The organism is Streptomyces sp. JLBG701 (assembly GCF_058544905.1).
Map to the genome: position 1 here is coordinate 10,218,562 of NZ_CM178588.1, position 23,641 is coordinate 10,242,202.

Consider the following 23,641-nt stretch of genomic DNA (forward strand, 5'->3'; position numbering starts at 1 on the left):
CACGCTCGTCTCAGCGGCGGTTGGTCAGGCGCCACCCCCGGGCGCGTTCGTAGTCGTGCCACAGGGAGGCGTAGCGCCCGTCGGCGGCGAGGAGATCGGCGTGCCGGCCCTGCTCCACGATGCGGCCCGCGTCCAGCACGGCGATCCGGTCGGCCGCGGCGATGGTGGACAGACGGTGGGCGATCACCAACAGGGTTCGGCCGGCGCCCAGTTCACGCAGGGCTTCGTGGACCGCGGCCTCGTTCTCGGCGTCCAGCGCCGATGTCGCCTCGTCGAGCAGCACGATCGGGGTGTCCTTCAGCAACGTACGCGCGATGGCGACGCGCTGGCGCTCGCCACCGGAGAGCAGCGAGCCGCCCTCGCCGACGCGGCTCGCGAGCCCGTCGGGCAGCCGGTCGGCGATGGTGTCGACCCGGGCCCGCCGGGCGGCTTCGCGGACCTCGGCGTCGGAGGCGTCCGGGCGGCCGAGACGGATGTTCTCCTCGATGGTGGCGTCGAGGAGGTGTACGTCCTGGAAGACCAGGGACACCAGGTTCATCACGTCGTTCCCGGCCAGCTCGCGGACGTCCACGCCACCGATGCGCACCGCGCCCGCGTCGACGTCGGCGAAGCGGGCGATCAGCTTGGTGACGGTGGTCTTGCCCGCGCCCGAGGGCCCGACGAGGGCCGTGGTCGACCCGGCCGGAACCATCAGGTCGAGTCCGTCGAGGACTGGGGTGGCGGAGCCGTCGTAGCCGAACCGGACACCGTCGAGTTCGACTGACGCCGCGAGGCCGACGACGGGGTGCGGATTGGCGGGCTCCGGCAGGGGCGGAGTGCTGAGCACGGAGTCGATACGGTCCACCGCGGCGCGGGTGGCACGCAGCGCGGACGCCGCTGCGGCGATGAGCGCGAGCGGCTGGAGGAAATGCACGCCGAGCACCAGCAGCGCGGTGATCCGTGCCGGGGTGATCTCGTTGCCGGTCGCGAGCAGCAGGCCGACGACGAGGACGGACGTGAAGGCGAGCTGGATCGCCAACTGGCCGAGGTGCAGGCCCGGTAGAGCCCCGAAGACCTCGCGGCGGGCCGCGCGGTGCTGGCCGCGGAGCGCCTCGCCCAGCTGCCGGTGCCCGCTGGTGGCACGGCCGTTGGCGCGCAGCACGGGCTGTGCGCCGGCGAACTCCACCAGCCGCGCACTCGCTTCGGAGGCCGCCTTGTCGTGCTCCGCCTCCGTGCGATCGGTGAGCCGCCCGGCCAGGGCGAACACCAGCAACACCACCGGGACCGTGACCAGTACGGCGACGGCCACCCGCCAGTCGTAGCAGAGCAGGAAGACGACGATCGTGGCGGGAGTGAGGACGGCGCCGAGCAGCGTCTGGGCCAGGTGCACGACGGCCGTGACCGTGTTGACGCCCTGACCGAGCAAGCGCTCCAACTGCGCCGTGCGGGTCCCGTCGAACCAGCCGAGCGGCAACCGGACCACGTGGGCGCCGATCCGCTCGTACAGGGCGCGGCGCCAGGCGGAGGAGAGCGCCAGAGCGCGCAGTTCCTTGTCGTAGTGGGCGAACCAGCCGACGACAACGGCACCCGCCAGCGGCAGCAGCCACCAGCCGGCCTCGGCCGTCCGGCCGTTCAACAGCGCGGTGAGCAGCGGCACGAGCAGGCCGAAGGCCACGCCCTCGCTGATCGCGTACACGGCGGTCGAGAGCAGGAAGCGGACCAGCAGCGGGCGCCCCGCGCCGCCGGTGATCCGCAGAAGCGGAGTGATCATGCGGTGCTGCCTCCGTGTTGGGCGCGCCACATGCGCGCGTACGTGCCGTCGGCGGCGAGTAGGACCTCGTGCCGCCCGCGTTCGCTGATCCGGCCGTCGTCGAGGACCAGGATCTGGTCCGCCGCGGCGATGGTCCGCAGCCGGTGCGCGATGACCAACAGGGTGCGTCCGCCTGCGAGTTCGGCGAGCGCGTCCTGTACGGCGGCCTCGGACTCGGGGTCCGCGAACGCGGTCGCCTCGTCGAGCACCACGATCGGTGTGCCGGCCAGCAGCGTCCGCGCGATGCTCACGCGCTGGGCCTCGCCACCGGACAGGCGTGCGTCCTCGCCGACGACGGAGTCGTAGCCGCGCGGCAGTGCGGTGATCCGGTCGTGCACGGCGGCGGCCTTCGCCGCGGTGTGAACGACCTCCTCGCTCGCGTCGGGCTGCGACAGCGCGATGTTCTCGCGTATCGAACTGCGCAGCAGCACCACGTCCTGGAAGAGGAAGCCGATGTGCCGGTACAGCTCGGCCCGGTCCAACTCCCTGATGTCGACGCCGTCGAGGCGGATCGCCCCGCCCGTGACGTCGTAGAAGCGGGCGAGCAGCATGCCGAGCGTGGACTTGCCCGCGCCCGAGGGGCCGACCAGGGCCGTGACCGTGCCGGGGGCGAAGACGGCGTCCAAGTTGTGCAGCACCTCGCGCCGCTCGCGATCGTGCTCCTGCGACGGGTAGCCGAAACGGACGCCGTCGAGTTCCAGGACCGGGGGAGTGCCCGGCTCGCGGGGCGGCAGGGCCGTCGGATGCCGGGTGAACTCCTGGGCCGGTTCGCGCAGTAGGCCGGCGATGCGGTGTGCGGCGGCCTTTGCGGTACGGCTCAGGAAGCGGGCCGCGTAGATCGGGGTGATCTGTTCGAACAGGCCGAGGCCCAGCAGGGTGAACGCCAGGATGTCGACCGGATCCGTCTGTGCGAGCGCGACCAGGCCGACCCCGCAGCCTGTGATCAGCAGCAGGATCGTCGCCGGGGCCACCGTCGCCCGGGTGAGGCTCCGTTGGCGGACGAAGAGGCGTTGCGCCTCGTCGTTCACGTCCGCATAGGCGGCGGCCGCCTCGCTGAAGCGGCGCGGCGTCTCACCGCCGCCGAACGCCTTGGCGACGCTGATCCCGCGCACCAACTCGATGGACGCCGCGGTCAGTTCGAGCTGCGCGGCGGCGATGCGCTGCACCGGCTCCGCCGAGCGGGCCTGCATCCGCATGCGCACACCTTGCGCCCCCGCGATCACGGCGAAGGTGAGCAGGGCGAGATGCCAGTCGGCCCACAGCAGGTAGGCGCCGATGACCAAGGGCCCGGTCACGGCCGCGGCGAGGTCGCCTCGGGCGTGCGCGACGGCGTGGTGCAGCGCACCCACGTCGTCCTGAACGGTCGTCTTCACCTTGGCCGTCACCCCACCGGCGAACCAGCCGAGCGGCAGCACCGCGAGATGGTCCGCCAGCCGGAGCCGCAGGCCGAGGGCGAGTTCCGCGTCGGCGAGATGGGCGAGCGTGCCGGCGAGCAGGTAGAGCAGGAGGCGTACGGCCAGCAGGGTCACGGCGATCCAGGCGATGGACCACAGATGGTCGTCCCGGCCGTCGAGGAGACGACGGCCGATCTCCACGACGGCCACCATCGGCGCTACGGACAGCGCGGCGGCGAGCGCCTGCAGAGCCGCGGCAGCGGTGACCCTGCCGACCACCGGGGCCTGCAACTCGGCGAGATCGCGGGCGGCGTCATCGGCGGAACGCATGCGTGAGATCACGAAGTTGGGCCTCTCCGGCGGACGGTCGGGCAATAGAAGTAAGGCAAAGCTAACCAATGGGGGAAGCCCGTACTCCTACGAACCCTCCGTCACGCCCGGTCAGTTCGCGTCGGCCCCCACCGTGCGGGCGTCCCACCTCGGTAAACTGCTGATCGCGGTAGCGCCCAGAGCACTGAGGAGACCCGGATGCCGGCACACGATTCGTCCGTGGCGTCGGTGCGCCAGGTGCTGTCCGACAGCGTCTACGAGGACATCAAGGCCATGGTCATGGACCACGGCATCGCCTCTGGCGCCCGCGTCGGCATCGAAGCCCTGGCCCGCACGCTCAACGTCTCACCGACCCCCGTGCGCGAGGCCCTGGCCCGGCTTGAGGCCGACGGGCTCGTCGTCAAGCGCTCCCTGTCGGGGTACCGGGCGACCGAGTTGCTGACCCGGCAGGGGGTGGAGGAACTGTTCGAGATGCGGCTGCTGCTGGAGCCGCGAGCCGCGAGCCGCGGCCCTGGCCGCTCTCAACGCCGACGACTCCCAACTCGACGCCATCGAGGGGATCCTGGAGGCGATGCAGGCCCACCCCGGCCCCGCCGGTACGTACGCGGCCTACCGGGACTTCGCGGCCCTGGACCAGCGTTTCCACGACGCCGTCGCCGAGGCCGCCCACCGGCCCCTCCTCGCGGACGCGGTGGAGCGGTTCCACGCCCACCTGCACGTCTTCCGGCTCAGCAGCCTGCAGAGCGACGGCGACCCGACCCTGGCGGAGCACGGCCGAGTGGTACGAGCGATACTCCGCCGCCGAGCCGAACGCGCGGCCGAGGCGATGGCGGAGCACCTCACCCGCAGTCTGGAACGCCAACTCGGCCGGTTCGAACCATCGTAGGCGAAAGCACGACCGGGACGGCGCGGTCGTGGATGATGCGGATGATCCTCCCGCTCATCCGGTCGTAGTCGTGGTCGTTGGCCACCTCACCCCGGATGCGGTGATCGGCCATGACGACGACCCGGTCGGCGAGAGTGATCACCTCCGCCAGGTCGCTGCTGATCAGCAGGATGGGCAGACCGCCGCGGGCACCCCGCGGTCGGCCATCAGCACACCCATCAGACAGGCGCTGAAGCCGCCCAGGGCACCGACCGCGAGGTTGAGCTGCCCGAAGCACAGGGCCACCATCTGGGCCAGTCCGATGAGGATCGGCGTGGCGAGGTACTGCAGGAACGTACGCAGGGACGGGCCCTCGAAGAAGGAACCGGACGAGGAGATCCCCAGCGCCACATAGCCCGCGATGACCACACACAGCAGCGTTATCGTCGTGGAGCGGGAGAAGCGCCGCAGGGCGGGGAGGGCGGCTGTTCCCCGGTCGTGGAGCGTGGTCATGTGGAGCGCACCACCTTGCGATAGGACACGACGGTGCGTACCCGGTCCGCGGACAGGGCCAGCAGCAGGACGCAGCCGAGGTAGATGTTGAGGCTTTCGAGGCCGACACCGAGCAGATCGAGGCCCTTGCGGATCACGCCGACGAGGGAGGTGCCGAGCAGGGCGCCGATGACGGAGACGACGCCGCCGGTGAGCAGGGTCCCGCCGAGGACCGCCCCGAGGAACGAGGGGAGCATGAAGTCGTCGCCGATGGAGGCGCTGAACGTGCCCGTGCCGGCGGCGGCCATGAAACCGGCGAGCGCGGCAAGGAGTCCGGACAGCGCGTGTGCCAGCACGATCCGGCGGCCCGTCGGGATGCCGGACAGCTCGGCGGCGGCCGGGTTCGCGCCGGTGAGCAGCAGTTCGCGTCCCATGCGGGTACGGGCGTAGAGGAAGCCGAGGCCGACGAGGGCCAGCACGGTGAACTGGGCCAGCTGTGGCACGGCCGGGGAGCCGCAGACGGGCCCGACGCAGATGTCGGCGAGGGAGTAGGACCGAAGCTCCACGAGTCCGGCGGGCCGGGTGGTGAACGCGGCGTTCTCGGTGAAGGCCGAGTACAGCAGGGAGACCAGCCTTAGCAGGGCGAAGTCCATGGCCAACGTCACGACGAAGGAGCTCACGCCCGTGCGGGCGATGATCCAGCCGGTCAACGCCCCGATGATGCAGCCGGCGACGAGACACACCAACAGTCCCACCGCGAGCGGCAGTCCGAGCCGGTCGTAGCCGAACCCGGCGAAGAAGGCGGCGAAGGCGGCCATGCGTCCGACGGCGAGGTTCATGTGCCCGACGGACAGCACCACCATCTGTGCGAGGGCCACCACGGTCAGCGTCGAGATGTCCCGCAGGAGCGGGAAGAGCACCAGCCGCGCGTCGAAGAACGCCGGCCGCAGGACACCGAAGAAGGCGCCGAGCACGATGACGAGCACCAGGAGTCCGAGCCGCTGGTTGACCCAGAACGGCAGCCGGTAGGCGGGGCGCGTGCCGTCGGTGGGGCGGTCCGTCCCGCTGTCGGGCTCGGCGACGGCCGTTTCCACGACACCCTCCGGCGTCTTCATGACACCCTCCGGTCCTCGATGGCGTCCATGTCCCAGTCGATGCCGATGCCCGGCCGGTCGGGTGCCACGGCCAGACCGTCCCGGACGGTCAACTCGGTGCGGGTCACGGCACGCAGCTGCGGGATGTACTCCACATACGCGCCATTGCTGACCGCGGCGACCAGGCTGACGTGCAGTTCCATCAGGAAGTGCGGGCAGACCATGACGTTGAAGGTCTCCGCCAGGTGCGCGACCTTGAGCCACGGGGTGATGCCGCCGACCCGGGCGGCATCGACCTGCACCACGGACGCGGCGCCGGTCTCCAAGTAGGTGCGGAACTGCATCGGCGCGTACATCGACTCACCGACCGCGATCGGGATCCTGGTCGAACGGGCGAGCGTCGCGTGGCCGCTGATGTCGTCGGCGGGCAGGGGCTCTTCGAGCCAGTACGGGTCGAACGGCTCAAGCGCGGCGGCCAGTTGAACGGCGCGGGACAGCGACTGAGACTGGTTGGCGTCCGTCATGATGTGCAGCGACGGTCCGACGGCCTCGCGTACCGCGCGCAGCCGCTCCGCGTCCTCCGCGATGTGCGGCTTGCCGACCTTGATCTTGACGCCGGCCCCACTGAGCGTCCTTCGCGGCGAGGGCCGCCTTGACCAGGTCCTCGGTGCTGAGATGGAGCCAGCCGCCCTCGGTGTCGTACACCGGGATGTGCTGTCGGTGACCGCCTGCGAGCCGCCACAGGGGCTCGCCGGCCCGCTTGCAGCGCAGGTCCCACAGGGCGGTGTCGATCGCGGCGAGCGCGAGCGAGGTGATGGCACCGGTGGTCGTCGCGCGGGTCAGGCCGAACAACTCCTGCCAGATCCCTTCGACGTTGCGTGCGTCCTTCCCGGCGAGGAGCGGCAGGAGGTGGTCGCGCAGCAGCGCCAGTACGGAGGTTCCGCCGGTGCCGATCGTGTAGGCGTAGCCGGTCGCGTCGAGGCCGTCCGCCGTGGTCAGGCGGACGAGGATCGTCTCCTGCTTGACGAACGACTGCACCGCGTCGGTGCGGTCGGTCTCGACCGCGATGTCGGCCAGTAGAGCCGTGGCGTTCGTGATGATACTCATGTCGTGTGGGGGCCTTCCGCCGTTCGTGGCACGGGAGTTCAGCCGCAGGAGAGGTACTCGTCGGCGAACTGCTTCTTCAGCTCGGCGGTCTTGGCCTGCCGTGCGCTGTCGTAGTGGGCGACGTTCGCCTTCGTGACGACGAAGGAACCGGAGTCGACGATCTGTCCGGGCTTCGCCATCGTGCACTGCTTGGTCTGCAGCAGAGCGAGGGCCCAGACGCCGATCTCCGCCTGGCCGACGGGGTTCTGTACGACCGTGGCGGTGACGGAGCCGTCCTTGATGGAGGAGAGGATCTTGGCGTCGTCGTCGATGGCCACGACCTTCGCCTTCGATCCGGACTGCTGTACGGCCTCGGCGGCGGCGACCGCCGGGTTGTACGCGGTGGAGACGATGCCCTGGATCTGGGTGCCCTTGGCGGCGAGCAGGTCGGAGACCGCCTTCTGTGCGGTCTGGAGGTCCTTGTCGATGTCGGTGATGGTCTGGAGCAGGGTGACCTGAGCCCCCTGGCCGCCCATCGCCTCGATGGCGGCCTGCGCGGCCTTGTAGGCGGCGAGTTCGACGTCCGTCGACAGACAGAAGTCGGCCTCGTTGGTCCCGCCGGCCGGGCAGTGAGGTCGGAGACCGGCCCCGACTCGTACCACTGGTAGGCGTCGGCGGAGACGTAGATGCTGGCCCCAACGGTGACTACCCGGGGGTGTCGTTCACTCTGGTCAGCCAGACCGTCGAGGGCCTGATGGGCATCGCACCGAACGCGGCGGACCACAACGTGACCACACAGTCGCGACTGCCGTCCGGCATGAAGTGGCTCCAGGTGGCCGACGTACCCATCGGTACGAGCACGGTCACCGTGCGGCACGACGGCGCGACGAAGACCACGCTGACGAACAACGCGCGTAACGGTGCCTACAGTTGGGAGGCCCGTTTCCCGGGGGTCCACAAGAAGATCACGGTCAACGGCGTCCCGCAGCGCGTGCGCACCAAGACGGTCGACGGCGTGACGTACACGTACGCCACGCCGACCGTGCGGGCAGGGGCGACGGCAGTGGTGCAGGTCATGGAGTGACGCGAACGCCACTCTCCGCACCGCCGAAGTCCTTGAGGGCGCGACGCTCCCGGAAGGACACACCGATGCCCGTGGCGCCGTAGAAGATGCTGAACAGCCCGAAGACGGTGGCCAGGGTGACCGCGCCGATGTCCGGCCGGGCGAAGAGCACGAAGGCCAGCACGACCGACACCAGGCCCGTCAGCACGAACAGTGCGCGCTCGCCCGGCTTTTCGCCGCGCTGGAATGCCAGGGCGATCTCCATGACGCCCGTCGTCAGGGCCCACGCGCCGATCCATATGGTCAGGGCGAGGGCCGTGATGGCGGGCCACGCCAGTGCGACCACACCGGCGACGACCGACAGCAGGGCGAGCAGCAGCCAGCCGAAGACCGGGCCCACCCGGTCGCTGCTGAAGGCTCGCGCGCTGTCCGTCGCCGCGCCCATGAACGCGTAGACGGCGAACAGAATGACAAGAGCGCCGATCGTGATGCCGGGCCAGGCCACGGCGATCACTCCGACAGCGACCGCCAACAGGCTGCGCCAGAGTAGGGCGTTGGGCGAACTGATCATGGTGATCTCCCACGGTGAGGGTGTCGTCTTCTCCCCACCGGACGCTAGGGACGGCCGGCTCGGACAGGTATCCGTCATCCGACTGCGATCCCTACCTCGGCTCAGCCGTTCCCGCTGGTGCCGTTCATCTTCGCCTGGTTCTGCTTGAGGAGGGCCCGCACCTCCTGCTCGACCTGGTTCGCGTCGACTCCGAGGGCCTGTCCGATGTGCGCCGACCACACCTCGGAACGGACGTTGGTCTCGAAGTCCAGGTTGGCGCGGACCTGTTCGCGCAGCGCCTGGCGGTTCTGACTCACCATCACGAAGGTGGAGAGAAAGATCGCCTCAAGGCTGACGATCATGGTGAGCAGGCCGAAGGGATACGGGTCCCAGATCGCGGAGTGGCCGAACAGCCCCTCGTTGACGGCGATCCAGACCGCGAACCACACCGCGTGGAGATAGACGAACTCCATCGTTCCGGCGAATGCGGTGATCGCGTCCGCGACCCGGTCCTGGGTGCCGCGCATCCGCGCGAGAACGGCCTGCTCGTTCGGAAGATGCACATCGAACCCATTGGGTCCCGGGGCCATGGCCACTCCTTGATCCGCTGTTCATGAGAGACGCCCGCCAACGTATGCGTCGGGCCAGTGTCCCCCTTGGGTCGATCGACTGCGTACGAGACCCCATGCGTGTCCCTACGCCGTCCATTGAGTCGATTGACCGAAGCGAGCCGGCTGGCGCCGCGGGAGGGTGACGTCAGCCACGTCAACGAAGGGATGCACCATGTCAGACCTCACGACGCAGAAGAACCAGGCGCCCACCACCCCGAACGGCCCGGCCGGCCCGCTTGCCGAGCTTTCGCAGAAGGCCCAGGAAGCGCAGCGGACCGTGGCGGCGACTGTTGCGGAGGACCGGCAGAAGCTGTCCGCCGCGGTGGCCGACGCGAAGGACAGGGCCGAGCAGGGCGCGCAGCGGGTGCAGGCGAGTGGGCAGCGGGCGAAGGAGAACGTCGCCGGAACCTGGAACCAGGTGCAGACCTCCTGGCAGGACCATGTGGACTCGGTCCGCACGAAGCTGGAGGAACGCAAGGCGGAGCGCGATGTGAGGCGCCTGGAAAACGCCGCCGACGATGCCGAGGACTACGCCGCCGACGCCATCGACTTCGCGATCGCGGCCGTGGAGGAGGCCGAGTACGCCACGCTGGACGCGGTGCTGGCGAGGGCGGAGGCGGACGACGCGGCCGGCACGGCGCAGTAGGGCGCAGTAGTCGGTTTCTGACCTGCGGCTGCGGGTCGCGGGACAATGCCTACGACCCGCAGCCCGGCCGTTCAGCCGCGAGTCACCCGTCGGCCGAGTGCCCCGAGACCACGACCGACACGGGAAGACGCCGCACCCCGTGTATCAACAGCCCGGGCGACCACTCCAGCTCGGTCTCGTCCACGGCCAGAGCCAGACTCTCGACCCGCCGCACCAACGTGGTGATGGCGACCTCGGCCTCCATCCTCGCCAGCGGCGCCCCGAGGCAGTGATGGACGCCGTGTCCGAAGGCGATGTGCCCGGCCGAACGACCCGGGCGGAACGAGTCCGGCGCATCGAACTTGGCAGGGTCCCGATTCGCCGCGGCGAGGGACACCAGCAGCATGTCGCCACGGCGCACAGGAACTTCACCCACCCGCATGTCCTCGATGGCGAAGCGTTCGGTCGCCGTGACAACCGGACCGTCCAGGCGGAGGAACTCCTCCACCACGGTGGGCACGAGGCCCGGATCGGCTCGCAGTGTCTTGAGGAGATCCGGCTGCCGGGCAAGACCGAGGAGCGCGGCACCGATGAGGTTGGCGGTCGTCTCGAACCCGGCGATCAGGAGGAGAAAGGCCATGCCGACCAGTTCCGCGTCGGTGAGCCGGTCGCCGTCGGTGTCCGTGGCCAGCACGCTCAGCAGGTCCTGTCCCGGGTCGGCCCGCTTGCCCGCGATCAGCTCCGCCAGATACCCGCTCATCCAGACGTAGGCCTCCTCCCGATCCCCACCGGCGACCGGGGACACGATCTGCTCCGAGGCCCAGCGGAACCTGTCCCAGTCGCCCAGCGGCACCCCGAGCAGTTCACAGATCACGGCGATGGGGACCCGGGAGGCGAAGCCGTCGATCAACTCCGGTGTCTCCTGGGCCAGTACGTCGTCGACAAGGCGCCCCGCGATCTCCTTCGTGCGGGGCCGGAGAGCCTCGATCTGCTGCGAGGTGAAGGCGCGCGCCACCAGCGTGCGGAGACGGGTGTGGTCGGGCGGGTCCACCGTCAGCATGTATTCGACGCCGACCTCGTCCCGGACACCGCTCATCAGCCAGCCGGGCTCCAGGCCCGCGCGCTCGCTCCGCTTGGACACGCGTGGGTCCGTGAGCACTTGGCGCGCTGCCTCATACCCCGTGATCAGCAACTGCGGCGGCGCGCCGCCCGGTTCGCAACGGTGCGCGGCTCCGGAATCCGTCAACTGCCGCAGCACCGCATGCGGATCCGCCTGGAACGCGGCACCTTCCAGCACCGCCCGCAGTGCAGCGCCCTCGTCGTGCCGGTTGCCTGTGGTCATCGAGGTCTCCTGCCAGTGGCTCGGATCAGTGCGTCGGCTCGCCGTACGAACTTATTGCTTTGTTCGGCAAGCATTGCCAGGCCGAAACGGCATGTCAAGGCACGGTGATTCGAGTAAAGGCCCGCCCGCAGAAAGTCGGACGCTGCTGTTTCCGCGTGGGATCGTGCTTGACAACGCGGTGATGAGGGGTTGAATCTACTTGCCTAAGCAAGCAATCCTGTTCAGGAGTTGATGACCGTGTCCGATGTGCCTGTGCGGAAGTACTACGCCGGAGGACAGTGGCGGGAGGCCGCCGACGGGGCGGTGTTCGAGGACTACGAGCCCTACACGGGTGAGGTCTTCGCCCGTGTCGCCGACGCCGGGGCGGCGGAGGCCCGGATCGCGATCGAGGCCGCGGCTTGGGCGTTCCCGGCCTGGGCCGCGATCGCGCCGGCCGAGAAGGCGAAGCTGTTCTACCGGGCGGCCGAGATCGTACGGCGCCGCAGCAAGGAGATCGCCGAGATCCTGGCCCGGGAGACCGGCAGCACCATCCCGTTCTCCATGTTCCAGCAGGAGGGCGTCGCCGCGGCCCTGGAGCAGGCGGCCAACTGGGTCTTCCTGCCCAAGGGCGAGGTCCTGCAGTCGAACGTCCCCAACACCCACTCCGTGGGCGTGCGCCGCCCGCTGGGCGTCGTGGCGAGCTTCACCCCGTGGAACGGCGCCAGCATCCTGTCGTGGCGGGCGGTGCTCAACCCGCTCGCCGCGGGCAACACGGTCGTCGTCAAGCCGTCGGAGTTCGCGCCCGTATCCGCCGGACTGATGGTCGCGGAGATAGCCGAGGAGGCGGGCTTCCCGCCCGGCGTCATTAATGTCGTCACCCACGCGCCCGGCCGCGCGGCGCCCATCGCCGACGAGTTCTTCGCCAGCCCGGACGTCCGCGTGATCAACCTCATCGGCGGCGTCAACACCGCGCGGCTGCTGGCGGAACGCGCGGGCCGCGCGCTGAAGCGGACGGTTCTGGAACTGGGCGGCTACAACCCCACGATCATCCTCGACGACGTCGATATGGACTACGCCGTCCGCGCCGCCACCTTCGGTGCCTTCTTCCACCAGGGCCAGATCTGCCTCAATACCCGCAAGATCATCATCCAACGCTCGATCTACGACGAGTTCCTTGAGAAGTTCGTCGCGCGCACCAGGACGCTGCCATCGGGGGACCCGCTGGACCCGACCACGATCATCGGCCCGCTCGTCACCAAGGCGGCGGTCGACCTCGTCGACAACCGCGTGAAGGAAGCCGTCGCCAAGGGCGCCAAGCTCCACACGGGCGGCACTTACGAAGGCCTGGTGTACCAGCCCACCATCCTGACGGACGTCCCGTACGACGCAACCGTCTCCAATGAGGAGACCTTCGGGCCGCTCGTCATCGTCGAGCCCGTCGACACCGCCGAGGACGCGGTCCGGGCCGCGAACCGGACGATGTACGGCCTCACGTCCTCGATCCTCACCGGCGACACCTACCGCGGTTTCGAGCTCGCGCCGACGCTGCAGCACGGCATCGTCAACGTCAACTCGCCCACCGTGAACGACGAGATCCACGCGCCCATGGGCGGCGTACGCGACAGCGGCTGGGGTCGCACGGGCCCCGACAGCCTCGCCGACTTCACCGACGTCATCTGGATCAACGCCACAAGTGACCAGCGAGTGCTGCCTTTCTGACCTCAAGTCAGATCGCGACAGGAGATGAGCAGGAGATGAGCAGGAGATGAGTCAGTGAGTACCCAATTCGCCACGCGGTATCGGAGATGGTCGAAGCTGGCGGGCGCGGCCCTGGCCGTGGCCCTCGCCGGGACCATCGCGTCGACACCCGGAAACGCAACCGAACAGACGGGCAGCGCGACCGAACGGCCAGGCGTCCCGGTCCAGTCGGACTGGCTCAGCGCCGGCCACAACAACCACAACACCCACAACTCGGCGACCGAGCACATCATCAACGCCGGCAACGTGAGCAAGCTCCGGCAGAAGTGGGTGTTCACCACAGCCGGGGACGTCTCCGCCACCCCGACCGTCGTCAACGGAACGGTCTACGCGCCGGACTGGGGCGGCAAGCTCTGGGCGGTCGACGCCAAGACCGGCAAGAAGGTCTGGTCCCGTTCGGTCAGCGACTACAACGGCGTACCGGGCGAGGTGTCGCGCACCAGCCCCGCGTACTGGCAGGGCAGGCTGGTCATCGGAACCGGCCTGCAGGCCAGCCCCAACCTGCGCGGTGCCTACGCGGTCGGCATCAACGCCCGCACCGGCGCCGAACTGTGGCACACCCACGTGGAACCCCACCCCATGGCCATCATCACGGGCTCCCCGACCGTCGACGACGGCATCGTCTACATGGGCGTCTCGTCGAAGGAGGAGGGGGTCACGGAGCATTCCTTCCGGGGCTCGGTGGTGGCGCTCGACGCCCGCAGCGGCAAGATCCTGTGGAAGACCCACACCGTCCCCGAGGGCTACACCGGTGGCCCCATCTGGGGCAGCCAGCCGGTGGTCGATCACAAGCGGGGACTGCTCTACGTCGCCACGGGCAACAACTACTCCGTCCCGGACGGGGTCTGTGTCAACCCGACCCAGACCGACTGCACCCAGCCGTCCCCCGACAACCACATCGACAGCGTCCTCGCGCTGAGCCTCAAGACCGGCGAACTGGTGTGGAGTCTGCCGACGCTGACCGCGGACGCCTGGACCTTCCCGGAACCGAACGACGCCCCCGACTACGACTTCGGCTCCAGCCCCAACCTCTACACCACCGTGATCAACGGCAAGAAGACCGACCTTCTGGGCGTCGGACAGAAGAGCGGCTGGTACTACGCGCTCGACCCGGCCACCGGCCAGGTCGTGTGGAAGACGCTGTCGGGCCCGGGCGGAATCTTCGGCGGCATCGAGTTCGGCACCGCCACGGACGGCAAGCACATCTACGTGGCGCAAGCCAACGGCAACCACGTGCCGACCACCCTGACGTCCTACGAGGGGAAGAAGTCGACCACCACCGGCGGCTTCTTCGCCTCGCTCGACGCGGCCACCGGCAAGGTCGAGTGGCAGACCGCCGACCCGCAGGGCGCCCTCGACACCGGCTTCGTCTCCAGCGCCAACGGCGTGATGTACGTCGGCTCGTCGGCGAAGGACGGGAACAACATGTACGCCCTGGACGCGAAGACCGGCCAGATCAAGTGGGGCTTCCCCAGCGGCGGTTCGGTGTGGTCGGGCGCTGCGATCGTGGACGGCTCCGTGTACTGGGGCAGCGGCTATTCCCGTACCGAGTTCTTCGGGTTCGGCTACAACGGCGGCAACAACAAGCTGTACGGCTTCTCCCTGCCGGGTGGCGAAGATGACTGAACTGGTAAAGCACTCCCGCATCGCGGTACTCGGCGTGCTCGTGATGGCCGGCCTCGGCGCAGCGCAGGCCACCCCGGCCTCCGCCTCGTCCTCACCGGTGACCGGTGCGCGCATCGTGGCGCACTTCGACATCGAGGCACAGCAACAGCCGGAGAACATCACCCTGGAGCCGGACGGCTCGGCAGACGTGACGTTCGCCTTCGCCCGGCAGGTGGCCAGGGTCACCCCGAAAGGCAAGGTCACGATCCTGGCCACGCTGCCATCAGCTACGACGGGTACGGCGATTGTCTCCGGCATCGTCCGCACCTCCGACGGCAGTCTGTACGTGAACTACATCGCCGGTGCCGAATCGGGCATTTGGCGGATCCGTCCCGGCGCCGCCCCGCGACAGGTGGTGGCCCTGCCGGAGACCAGGTTCCTCAACGGCCTTGCGCTGGACCCCCGTAGCGGCGCACTGTTCGCCACCGACTCCAGCGCCGGCACCGTGTGGCGGGTGTGGCCGCGCACCGGCAAGGCCGAACTCTGGGCGACCGGTGAGGAACTCCTCCCAGGGGCGGCCGGGTTCGGGGCGAACGGCATCAAGGTCCACAACGGGTCGGTGTGGGTGAGCAACACCGACCAGGGCACCTTGCTGCGGATCCCGGTCAGGCGCGACGGCACCGCGGGGACGATCTCGGAGGTGGCCCAGGTGACCGCCATCGACGACTTCGCCTTCACCGGCGCGGACAACACGGTACTGGCGGCGCAGAACGCGCTCGACCAGGTCGAACTCATCACTCCGGGCGGTGGCCGGCGCGTCGTCCTGACCGCCGCGGACGGCTTGTCCACTCCGACGTCCGTGGCCGTACGGGGTTCAGCCACGTACGTTCCGAGCGCCGCCTTCTTAACCGGCGTGGACCCGAACCTCCTCCTGGCCCACCTCAACCACTGACCCCTGCCTGCCTCCGGCCGCCCGGCAAGTTCGATGCCGGGCGGCCGGAGACAGCAGTTCGCGAACCCGGTCGGTTTCAATGCAGTTGCGACCTCAGCCGGATGACGGAAGCCGGGAGCCCCTGGCAGGGCGGACTGTGATCTCCGTGGTGAGGTCGTCGACACGGATGTCGCCGCGAGCGAGCAGCTCGATGGCGCTGTCGAACTCGGAACCGTAGACGAACGATCCGTGGATGGTGAGCTCCTTGAGCAGAACGACATCGGGGTCGAATCCGCCGCCCGGGCCCGCTCCCACATTGACCAGCACACCGCCGGGCGCGAGCAGCCGCAGGGCCTCCGCTCTGGCCGCCGCACTGCCCGAGCACTCGAAGACCACATCCACCGTGGCGGCGTCGAGTCGGACTTCGGCTTCGGCGGGGCTCAGCGCCATATCGGCGTGTGAGGCCGGGCCGAAGCGGCGGCGCTCCGGAGCCGGCTCCACCAGGATGACGTGGTCCGCGCCCCGCTGGGCGGCGATGCGACAGGCCAGCTGCCCGATCGGACCTCCGCCGAAGACCGCCACCGAGGTTCCCCCGAGATCGCCGGCCAGTACCGCCGCACGCAGGGCCGTGGCCGTGGGCTCCACCCAGGCCGCCTCCAGCCGGCCCATCGACGCGGGCAGCGCCCGCAAGGTGCCCGGGAAGACAGCCATCTGCCGCGCGAGGGCTCCGTCCATCTGGAACCCCAGCGCGCTCTCCATCGTCGCCTGGTGGCAGAAGTTGGGCCGACCGGAGAGGCAGTACACGCATCGACCGCACACGTTGCCGTTCGGATTGACGGCGACACGCCGCCCCACCTGCCACCCCTCGACCGCGTCCCCCACGCCGCTGATTCGTCCCGTCGGTTCGTGACCCATGACGAACCCGCCTCGGTACACCTGCGGCAGTCGCGGCGCGTGGAGGTCGGTGCCGCAGATTCCGCACAGGTCGACGTCCACGATCACCTGATCGGAACGGAGTCCGGGCTCGGCCTCGACTCGAGCACGATCTTCCGGTCCACGCCTAGTACGACTGCTTGCATCACTGCCCTCGCCGCCTCTCTGCCAGTGCCGTGAGCAATCCCGCACCCATTCGACGTGGAGCCGAAATGCCCGTTTACACCTGCACCGCAGCGCCATCCGCAGGAGGAGACGACGCGTCTGGCACTGGAGTTGTCCTCAGCGGCCGCACGCATCACGGGAGTTGAAGAGAGTCACGTCATGGTGGTGATCTGGAGCGCCGGGGCGAGGCCTGAACAGCCGACGTCCTCCCGCGTAACCGGCTGTATGCCGGCGACAGCCCGAAGGCCACCGTCGGCGTACAACCGGCCCGTTGTTACGCGCCCTTGAACTGCGCGGTGACGGTGGCGACGCGCTTGCCTTGGTAGGTGGCGGCGGCTCGGGCGGTGTCGTCGACGGGGATCGCGCCCTGACCGTTGACGTGGCTGGTGCCGTAGGGGTTGCCGTCCACGAACTTCACCGGGTCGGTGTAGCCAGGGGTGACGATGATGCCGCCGAAGTGGTGGACGGAGTTGTAGAGAGCCAGCAGCGTGGACTCCTGCCCGCCATGCGCGGTGGCCGTGGCCGTGAAGCCGCTGTAGATCTTGTCGGCCAGCTTGCCCTGAGCCCACAGCCCGCCGAGCGTGTCTATGAACTGCTTCAACTGGCTGGCGACGTTGCCGAACCGGGTGGGGGTACCGAAGATGACGGCATCGGCCCACTCGATGTCGGCCGCCGTCGCCACCGGAATGTCCTTGGTGGCCGCGGCATGCGCGGACCACGCGTCATTGCTGGCGATGGCCTCCTCGGGCGCGAGCTCGGACACGCGCAGGAGCCGTACTTCCGCACCCTCCTTGCGGGCGCCGTCCGCCACGGACTCCGCCAGCTCGTGAACGGTGCCGGTCGAGGAGTAATAGATGACTGCGATCTTGGGAGACATGGGGAATTCCTCTCGCTGTTCGGTGGTATCGACGGCAGGGGCCGCCGTATCGGGGTCGGGATGGGCGGTGGTGGTCTCGGGATGGGCGACGGTAGTGAGGGTGAGCCGTAGCCGACGCGCCGCGAGTCCTTTGGCGGCGGTCAGTCCGTGGCGGTAGCGGTCGACGGTCGCCGAGGCCGAGATCCGCAGCGAACCGTTCTCGACGGAGAGGGAGTCCACCGTCAGGTCGACCGGTGCGCGTGTCCCACGGACGGTGAGGACACCCTTGATCAGCCAGACGCCGCCCGCGCCGCGCCCCACCTCGGTCGACTCGAACCTGATGTCGGGGTGGACGTCCGCGTGAAGAAAGGCGGGGGAGCGCACATGATCGTCGCGGCGGGGCGTTCCCGTCCGGAAACTGCCCGCCTCGACGACGGCGTGTGCGGTCGAGCGCGTGACCGGCTCGGCGATCGTGATGCTCGCCGATGCCACGTCGAACGTGCCGGTCACCTTGCCCAGGCCGAACATGTGCCGCGTGGCGAAGGTGAGGGACGACCGCTCTGGATCGACCAAGTAGGTCCCGGCTGGGGGCAGTTGAACGCTCATGCCCTTCTGGCCTCTCGCTGGTCGTCGCGCGGGACCGACCCGCAGCGGCGCTGTTGCTTGCTTGGGCAAGTATCTTGCCTCCGCCTAAAATGCTTTGTCAAGCAAGTAAGAATTGTGCTTCAGTGACACCAGGAGCTTCGGAAGGAAGGGGGGCAAGGAGGTGCCGACACGGCTATCACGGAACCTCGCGAGTCCGGCGGCAGCACAACCCCTGACCAGGGCGGAGGAACGCTTCTGGCGTTCACTGCAGAGGGTGCTGGTGGCGCTGCCCCGGGCGCTCGACGAGGACCTTCTGCGCTCCACCGGCCTGTCGTTCACGCAGTACATCGTCCTGGCGCATCTCTCCGAGGCGGAGGGCAAGCAGCTGCGCATGACCGACCTGGCCGCCATGACGGCCTTGTCCGCGAGTCGCATCACCCGGCTCGTGGAGAACCTGCGGGTCCAGGGTCTGGTGGTCAAGCGGCCTCACTCGACGGACGCCCGGGGATGCATGGCCGTGCTCACCGAAGCCGGTCTCCAGCGGCTGACCGGCGCCTATCCGGCCCATCTGGCCAGTGCTCGGCGACGCGTCCTGGACCAGCTCGATCCCGCCCTGGTCCACCGACTGGCCGAGCAGATGCAGTCGGTGGCCGATCCGCTCCTGTCCCGGTGGCCGGCGAGCCCCGAGGACCGCGAACCGAGCTCCTTGTGCGCAGAAGCAGTCATTTGACCCAAGCCAGGGCCGCACTCTCGCGCGGACCATGGTGGCGTCCCAGCCAGGAGCGAGAGACGAGGAGTGCCCCCCTCAGCGCCTCCCTCCGGCTGACCTTCGTCCGTGGAGGCCCCCATGCTGCAGGGATACACCTACCCGCTGTCACCGCGCGGAGAAGCGAACCTCGCCCCCGCCCCGCCGTGGCACTACGCCGGCGACATCATCGGCGTCGAGTTCTGGACGGACCCGGTGGTCGCCGCGGCGACGCTCCCCGACGGCCTGAGCCCGGATCCGGAATCCGGCGGTCACGCGGTGGCGCTGTTCATCGACTGGCAGTTCTCCGCGGAGAACGAGGAGTACCTCGACCCGGTGCGCAGCCAGTACCGCGAGTTCATGGTGCTGGTGGACGCCCGATGGGGGGACGAGCCCGTGTCGTGGTGCCCGTACATCTACGTCGACAACGACCTCGCCTTGGCCCGCGGCTGGGTGCAGGGCTTCCCGAAGAAACTGGGAGCGGTCCACCAGACCCGGGTCTTCGCTGCACCCGGCAGCGCGTCGCCGAACCTCGTGGCCGGCGGGCGGTTCGGCGCGTCCATGTCGGCGGCCGGGCGCACCCTCGCGGAGGCCAGGGTGACGCTCCAGCAGCCGGCGAGCGACCCCACGGCCCTCTTCGCTCGGCCCACGGTCAACTTGCGGCACTTCCCGCGCCTGGTCTCCGGTCAGTACGACAAGCCCGCCGTGCACGAGCTGGTGATGGCCGAGTTCAACGACCGGCAGCTCGCCGACGTGTGGACCGGCACCGGCGACATCAGCCTGTTCGCGGCCCGGGGCGAGGAACTGGCGGACCTGGCTCCCGTGCGCACCGGCGCCGGCTTCCGCTCCTCGATGTCCTACAGCGTGACGGACGTACGCGTGCTGAACGCGTAGCGGGACGGGCACCCAACGCCCCCTGCAGTCGTCGTAACGAAAGGATTCTCATGTCCACGATCGCCGATCTCATAGTGGAGGGTCTGCGGAACGCGGGCGTATCCCGGATCCACGGACTGCCCGGCGACTCGCTCAACGGACTGACCGACGCCCTCCGCAGGACCCCCTCGGTGACCTGGGAGCACTACCGGCACGAGGAGGCCGCGGCCTTCGCCGCCGCGGGAGAGGCGGCGACCACCGGTTCGCTCGCGGTCTGTGCGGGCAGCTGCGGACCGGGGAACCTGCACCTGGTCAACGGGCTGTTCGAAGCGCAGCGCAGCCGCGTTCCCGTCCTCGCGATCGCCGCGCACATACCCGGCTCGGAGATCGGCACGGGCTACTTTCAGGAGACACATCCCCAGGAGCTGTTCCGCGAGTGCAGCGACTTCTGCGAACTGGCCTCCTCACCCGACCAGTTCCCCCACCTCCTGGACATCGCCCTGCGCACGGCCGTCGAACGCAACGGCGTGGCCGTGCTGGTGATTCCGGGCGACGTGCTCCTCCACCGGCTCGAACGCACCCCGAAGGCGGCCACGGTGCTGCCCACCGCGCCCGTCGTACGCCCCGGCGACCCGGAGATCGAGCGCGCGGCGGCCATCCTGAACGACGCGGAGCGGATCACGATCCTCGCGGGCGCGGGCTGCGCGAGCGCGCACGACCAACTCGTCCAGCTCGCCCGGGCGTTGTGTGCACCGGTGGTGCACACACTGCGGGGCAAGGAGTACGTGGAGTACGACAACCCCTACGACGTCGGCATGACCGGCCTGCTGGGATTCACCTCCGGCTACCACGCGATGGAGCAGTGCGACACCCTGCTGATGCTCGGCACGGACTTCCCCTACCGCCAGTTCCTGCCCGCCCACGCCACCACCGTGCAGGTGGATGTGCGCGGCGAACAGATCGGCCGCCGCACCCGGGTGGACCTGGCCCTGGTCGGCACCGTGCGGGACACCGCCGAAGCCCTGCTCCCGAAGCTCACGCCGAGGAACGGATCCCGGCACCTGGACAAGATGCGCGACCACTACGTCAACGCCCGCGCCGCCCTGGACCGGCTCGCCGTCGACGACCGCAACCGCACGCCGATCCATCCGCAGTACGTGGCCAAGGTCGTCGACGAACTGGCCTCCGACGACGCGGTGTTCATCCCGGACGTCGGCTCGCCGGTGATCTGGGCCGCGCGCTACCTGACCATGAACGGCCGACGCAGGCTGATCGGTTCGTTCAACCACGGCAGCATGGCGAACGCGCTTCCCCAGGCGATCGGCGCGCAGGCCGCGTTCCCTGAGCGGCAGGTCGTTGCGCTGTCCGGGGACGGTGGACTGGCCATGATGCTCGGTGACTTGATCACGCTGAAGCAGCAGCGGCACCCGGTGAAGATCGTGGTCTTCAACAACGGAGCCCTCAGCTTCGTGGAGCTGGAGATGAAGGCCGAGGGCATGGTGACCTTCGGGACCGATCTCGACAACCCGAACTTCGCCGACGTGGCCACGGCCCTGGGCATCCACGGGAGCCGGGTGGAGCACCCGGCCGATCTGGCCGAAGCACTACGCGCCGCGTTCGCGCATCCCGGGCCGGCCCTGGTGGAGGTGATGACCGCCCGGCAGGAGCTGACCATCCCGCCGACGATCAAGTTCGAGCAGGTCAAGGGATTCGCCCTCTACGCCGCCCGTACTGTCCTGTCGGGACGGGGCGACGAACTCCTCGAACTGGCCCACACCAACGTCGTGCGACGCCTGACCTCCTAGGAGGCTGTGGCCTCGGGGGAGTTGGGGTCCCTGAGCCCGATCAGGCTCAGCACCGCCTGCTTGATGCCGTCCAGGTCGTACTCGCCCAGCGGGACGCCCGAGGCGCGGGCGTGCTTGGTGACGCCGACGAACGCCCCGAAGGCCAGGGAGAGCAGGACCTGGGGGTCACCGGGGCGGACGGCACCGATGGCCTGCGCCTTCCGCAGGATTTCCACCAACTCGGCGTTGAACCGATCGCTGACCTCGAACGCCTGCGGACGCAAGTACGCCCCGTGCAGCTGGTGTTCGAGGAAGGAGAACGCCTGGGGATAGGCGACGGCGAACGCGACTTGATGTTGCCAGACCAGGTCGATCGCCGTCACTGGGTCGGCCGCGCGTACCTCGTCGGTCACCACGGCATCGGCGAAAGCCGCCTTCGCCTCGGTGAACACGGCCTCGCCCAGCGCCAGCTTGTTGGGGAAGTAGCGGTAGATCGAGCCGACCGCGACCCCGGCCCGAGCGGCGATCTCCGGGACGTTGGTGCCGTCCCAGGTGCGCTCGTCGAACAGCTCCAGCGCGGCGTCCATCACTTTCCTGCGCAGGGGGGTCTCGTCGCTCGTCAGGGCGGGGGGCATCGGCACGAGTGAAACTTCGTTCAGAGCCTCGATCTTGTCAAGTGGGAGGGTAGGCTGCAGAGTGAATGAAAATTCATTCACGTGCCAACGCGTAAGGAGAACTGTGTCGATGAGGCGCTACGGGCACTGGATCGCAGGTGTGGAAGTCGAACCGGCATCGGACAGTTGGCTGCCCTCCACGTCCCCCGGGGGCGATGAGGTCGTGCACGAGATCGCCCTCGGCGACTCGACCGATGTGGACCGCGCTGTCGCGGCGGCGGCCGGGTCGGTCGACGGATGGTGGAACCGCCGGCCGGTCGAGCGGGGGCGCGTACTGGCGGCCATCGCCGCCCGTCTGCGTGAGGAGGCCGCAGGACTGGCCGAGCTGGAATCGGCGGAAACCGGCAAGCCCGCCTGGCAGTCCCCCTTGGAGGTGCAGGGCGCGGCCAACTACTTCGAGTACTACGCCGGCCTGGTGAGCCTGCCCGCCGGTGAGGTGGTGGACATGGGTCCCGGCTTCCACGCGTACACGCGGCGCGAGCCGCTCGGAGTCGTCGGCGTCATCACCCCGTGGAACGCGCCCCTGAATCAGGCGGCTCGCGGGATAGCCCCGGCCCTCGCGGCCGGCAACGCCGTGGTGGCCAAGCCCTCCGAGTTCACCTCGGCGACCACGCTCGAACTGGCCCGCATCGCCACCGAGTGCGGCCTGCCCGAGGGCGTCCTGAACGTCGTCACCGGCACCGGGGACACCGTGGGTGCGGCGATCGTCGGCCATCCGCTGGTCCGCAAGGTGTCGTTCACCGGATCGACCCGCGCCGCCCGCGAGATCGGCCACATCGCGGCGGAACACATCATCCCGCTCACCCTTGAACTGGGGGGCAAGTCACCCAACATCGTCTTCGCGGACGCCGACCTCGCGGCTGCGGCCCAGGCCGCCGTCGAGGCGTTCCTGCCCAACGCGGGGCAGTCCTGCATGGCCGGTACGCGGCTGCTGGTCGCCGCGGATATCCACGACGAGTTCGTGGCGGCGGTGAAGACGGTGTTGACGCATGTGACGCCGGGGGAGACCTACGGGCCGCAGATCACCCGCGCGCAGTTCGACAAGGTCAACGAGTACTTCAAGGTCGCCGAGCAGGACGGCGCCACCCTCGTGACGGGCGGCCGGCCGACCGGCGACGGCTGGGTCATCGAGCCGACGGTCTACACGGACGTGACCCCGGAAATGCGTATCGCCCGCGAGGAGATCTTCGGGCCGGTGCTCGCCGTCCTGCGCTTCACGGACGAGGACGAGGCGGTGGCCATCGCCAACGACTCCGACTACGGCCTGGTCGCCGCCGTCTGGACCGGCGACGTGACCCGCGCCCATCGCGTCGCCGCCCGCCTGGAGGCCGGTCAGGTCTACGTCAACGCCTATCCGCCCGGCATGATGGTCGAGGGCCCCTTCGGCGGCTACAAGAACAGCGGCTACGGCCGCGAGAAGGGCCTCGAAGCGCTGCACCATTACACACAGACGAAGTTCGTCGCCGTACGGCTCCAGGAGGACCAGCAGGTCTGGTGAGGCGGGACGTGCGA

At 69.3% G+C, this 23,641-nt stretch carries 18 protein-coding genes and 6 pseudogenes; 10 read left to right on the forward strand and 14 right to left on the reverse strand.

The window, feature by feature from the left end; genetic code table 11:
• Positions 1–10 precede the first annotated feature (10 nt).
• Complete coding sequence (locus tag AC5DRG_RS46695) at positions 11–1,750, reverse strand: ABC transporter ATP-binding protein (RefSeq protein ID WP_491806385.1); 1,740 nt, start codon at positions 1,748–1,750, stop codon at positions 11–13.
• Positions 1,747–3,513, reverse strand: coding sequence for an ABC transporter ATP-binding protein (locus tag AC5DRG_RS46700; protein WP_491806386.1), 1,767 nt, complete (start codon positions 3,511–3,513; stop codon positions 1,747–1,749). Before AC5DRG_RS46700 ends, AC5DRG_RS46695 begins: the two co-directional genes overlap by 4 nt.
• Before the next feature lie 198 nt (positions 3,514–3,711).
• Here AC5DRG_RS46700 and AC5DRG_RS46705 point away from each other — a divergent pair.
• A pseudogene (locus AC5DRG_RS46705) lies at positions 3,712–4,399 on the forward strand (GntR family transcriptional regulator).
• On the opposite strand, the pseudogene AC5DRG_RS46710 reads toward AC5DRG_RS46705, so the two are convergent.
• The 5 genes and pseudogenes from AC5DRG_RS46710 to AC5DRG_RS46730 form a co-directional block, all read right to left on the reverse strand.
• Positions 4,353–4,589, reverse strand: a pseudogene (locus tag AC5DRG_RS46710) (hypothetical protein); the annotation flags it as partial. The pseudogenes AC5DRG_RS46705 and AC5DRG_RS46710 overlap by 47 nt on opposite strands.
• Positions 4,577–4,891 (reverse strand): annotated as a pseudogene (locus tag AC5DRG_RS46715) (ABC transporter permease); the annotation flags it as partial. The pseudogenes AC5DRG_RS46715 and AC5DRG_RS46710, both read right to left, overlap by 13 nt.
• The gene (locus AC5DRG_RS46720) at positions 4,888–5,985 is read right to left on the reverse strand and encodes an ABC transporter permease (RefSeq protein ID WP_491806387.1); all 1,098 of its coding nucleotides are present in this window, start codon (positions 5,983–5,985) and stop codon (positions 4,888–4,890) included. The pseudogene AC5DRG_RS46715 and the gene AC5DRG_RS46720, both read right to left, overlap by 4 nt.
• Positions 5,982–7,071, reverse strand: a pseudogene (locus tag AC5DRG_RS46725) (mandelate racemase/muconate lactonizing enzyme family protein). The gene AC5DRG_RS46720 and the pseudogene AC5DRG_RS46725 overlap by 4 nt, the downstream one beginning before the upstream one ends.
• 38 nt (positions 7,072–7,109) lie before the next feature.
• A pseudogene (locus AC5DRG_RS46730) lies at positions 7,110–7,679 on the reverse strand (substrate-binding domain-containing protein); the annotation flags it as partial.
• An 86-nt stretch (positions 7,680–7,765) separates the two neighbouring features.
• On the opposite strand from AC5DRG_RS46730, the gene AC5DRG_RS46735 reads away from it, so the two are divergent.
• On the forward strand, positions 7,766–8,134 hold the full coding sequence (locus tag AC5DRG_RS46735) for a hypothetical protein (protein ID WP_491806388.1): 369 nt from the start codon (positions 7,766–7,768) through the stop codon (positions 8,132–8,134).
• Here the strand turns inward: AC5DRG_RS46735 and AC5DRG_RS46740 are convergent.
• Positions 8,124–8,684 (reverse strand): HdeD family acid-resistance protein, encoded by a 561-nt coding sequence (locus AC5DRG_RS46740; protein WP_491806389.1) that lies wholly within the window; start codon positions 8,682–8,684, stop codon positions 8,124–8,126. The two genes, AC5DRG_RS46735 and AC5DRG_RS46740, sit on opposite strands and share 11 nt — an antisense overlap.
• Positions 8,685–8,785: 101 nt before the next feature.
• Entirely contained in the window at positions 8,786–9,253 is a 468-nt protein-coding gene (locus tag AC5DRG_RS46745) for a DUF1003 domain-containing protein (RefSeq protein WP_491806390.1), read from the reverse strand.
• Positions 9,254–9,446: 193 nt separating this feature from the next.
• Here AC5DRG_RS46745 and AC5DRG_RS46750 point away from each other — a divergent pair, with 193 nt between their 5' ends.
• Positions 9,447–9,920, forward strand: a complete 474-nt coding sequence (locus tag AC5DRG_RS46750; protein WP_491806391.1) for a hypothetical protein — start codon at positions 9,447–9,449, stop codon at positions 9,918–9,920.
• A gap of 82 nt (positions 9,921–10,002) precedes the next feature.
• Here the strand turns inward: AC5DRG_RS46750 and AC5DRG_RS46755 are convergent, their stop codons facing one another.
• Positions 10,003–11,241: a cytochrome P450 family protein gene (locus tag AC5DRG_RS46755; RefSeq protein WP_491806392.1), complete on the reverse strand. Its 1,239-nt coding sequence runs from the start codon at positions 11,239–11,241 to the stop codon at positions 10,003–10,005.
• A 231-nt stretch (positions 11,242–11,472) separates the two neighbouring features.
• On the opposite strand from AC5DRG_RS46755, the gene AC5DRG_RS46760 reads away from it, so the two are divergent.
• From AC5DRG_RS46760 to AC5DRG_RS46770, 3 genes are read left to right on the forward strand one after another with little or no spacing between them, the layout of a single operon-like run.
• Entirely contained in the window at positions 11,473–12,939 is a 1,467-nt protein-coding gene (locus AC5DRG_RS46760; RefSeq protein ID WP_491806393.1) for an aldehyde dehydrogenase family protein, read from the forward strand.
• A gap of 54 nt (positions 12,940–12,993) precedes the next feature.
• Positions 12,994–14,604, forward strand: a complete 1,611-nt coding sequence (locus AC5DRG_RS46765; protein ID WP_491806394.1) for an outer membrane protein assembly factor BamB family protein — start codon at positions 12,994–12,996, stop codon at positions 14,602–14,604.
• Complete coding sequence (locus AC5DRG_RS46770) at positions 14,597–15,535, forward strand: SMP-30/gluconolactonase/LRE family protein (RefSeq protein WP_491806395.1); 939 nt, start codon at positions 14,597–14,599, stop codon at positions 15,533–15,535. Before AC5DRG_RS46765 ends, AC5DRG_RS46770 begins: the two co-directional genes overlap by 8 nt.
• Positions 15,536–15,628: 93 nt before the next feature.
• Here the strand turns inward: AC5DRG_RS46770 and AC5DRG_RS46775 are convergent, their stop codons facing one another.
• From AC5DRG_RS46775 to AC5DRG_RS46785, 3 genes and pseudogenes are all read right to left on the reverse strand, one after another.
• Positions 15,629–16,690, reverse strand: coding sequence for a zinc-dependent alcohol dehydrogenase (locus AC5DRG_RS46775; protein WP_491806396.1), 1,062 nt, complete (start codon positions 16,688–16,690; stop codon positions 15,629–15,631).
• Positions 16,691–16,886: 196 nt separating this feature from the next.
• On the reverse strand, positions 16,887–17,489 hold the full coding sequence (gene wrbA / locus AC5DRG_RS46780) for an NAD(P)H:quinone oxidoreductase (RefSeq protein ID WP_491813346.1): 603 nt from the start codon (positions 17,487–17,489) through the stop codon (positions 16,887–16,889).
• Between the two features lie 108 nt (positions 17,490–17,597).
• A pseudogene (locus AC5DRG_RS46785) lies at positions 17,598–18,074 on the reverse strand (YceI family protein); the annotation flags it as partial.
• A gap of 160 nt (positions 18,075–18,234) precedes the next feature.
• Here AC5DRG_RS46785 and AC5DRG_RS46790 point away from each other — a divergent pair.
• The 3 genes from AC5DRG_RS46790 to poxB all read left to right on the forward strand — a co-directional run bounded on the left by AC5DRG_RS46790 (position 18,235) and on the right by poxB (position 21,476).
• Positions 18,235–18,783, forward strand: coding sequence for a MarR family winged helix-turn-helix transcriptional regulator (locus tag AC5DRG_RS46790; protein ID WP_491806397.1), 549 nt, complete (start codon positions 18,235–18,237; stop codon positions 18,781–18,783).
• Between the two features lie 117 nt (positions 18,784–18,900).
• A complete protein-coding gene (locus AC5DRG_RS46795; RefSeq protein ID WP_491806398.1) occupies positions 18,901–19,692 on the forward strand; it encodes an acetoacetate decarboxylase family protein in 792 nt (263 codons plus the stop codon).
• Positions 19,693–19,742: 50 nt separating this feature from the next.
• Positions 19,743–21,476: a ubiquinone-dependent pyruvate dehydrogenase gene (gene poxB, locus AC5DRG_RS46800; protein WP_491806399.1), complete on the forward strand. Its 1,734-nt coding sequence runs from the start codon at positions 19,743–19,745 to the stop codon at positions 21,474–21,476.
• Here poxB and AC5DRG_RS46805 read toward each other — a convergent pair.
• Complete coding sequence (locus AC5DRG_RS46805; protein ID WP_491806400.1) at positions 21,473–22,090, reverse strand: TetR/AcrR family transcriptional regulator; 618 nt, start codon at positions 22,088–22,090, stop codon at positions 21,473–21,475. The genes poxB and AC5DRG_RS46805 overlap by 4 nt on opposite strands.
• Positions 22,091–22,199: 109 nt before the next feature.
• Between AC5DRG_RS46805 and AC5DRG_RS46810 the strand changes: the two genes are divergently transcribed.
• Positions 22,200–23,627 (forward strand): aldehyde dehydrogenase family protein, encoded by a 1,428-nt coding sequence (locus AC5DRG_RS46810; RefSeq protein WP_491806401.1) that lies wholly within the window; start codon positions 22,200–22,202, stop codon positions 23,625–23,627.
• Positions 23,628–23,641: the final 14 nt, after the last annotated feature.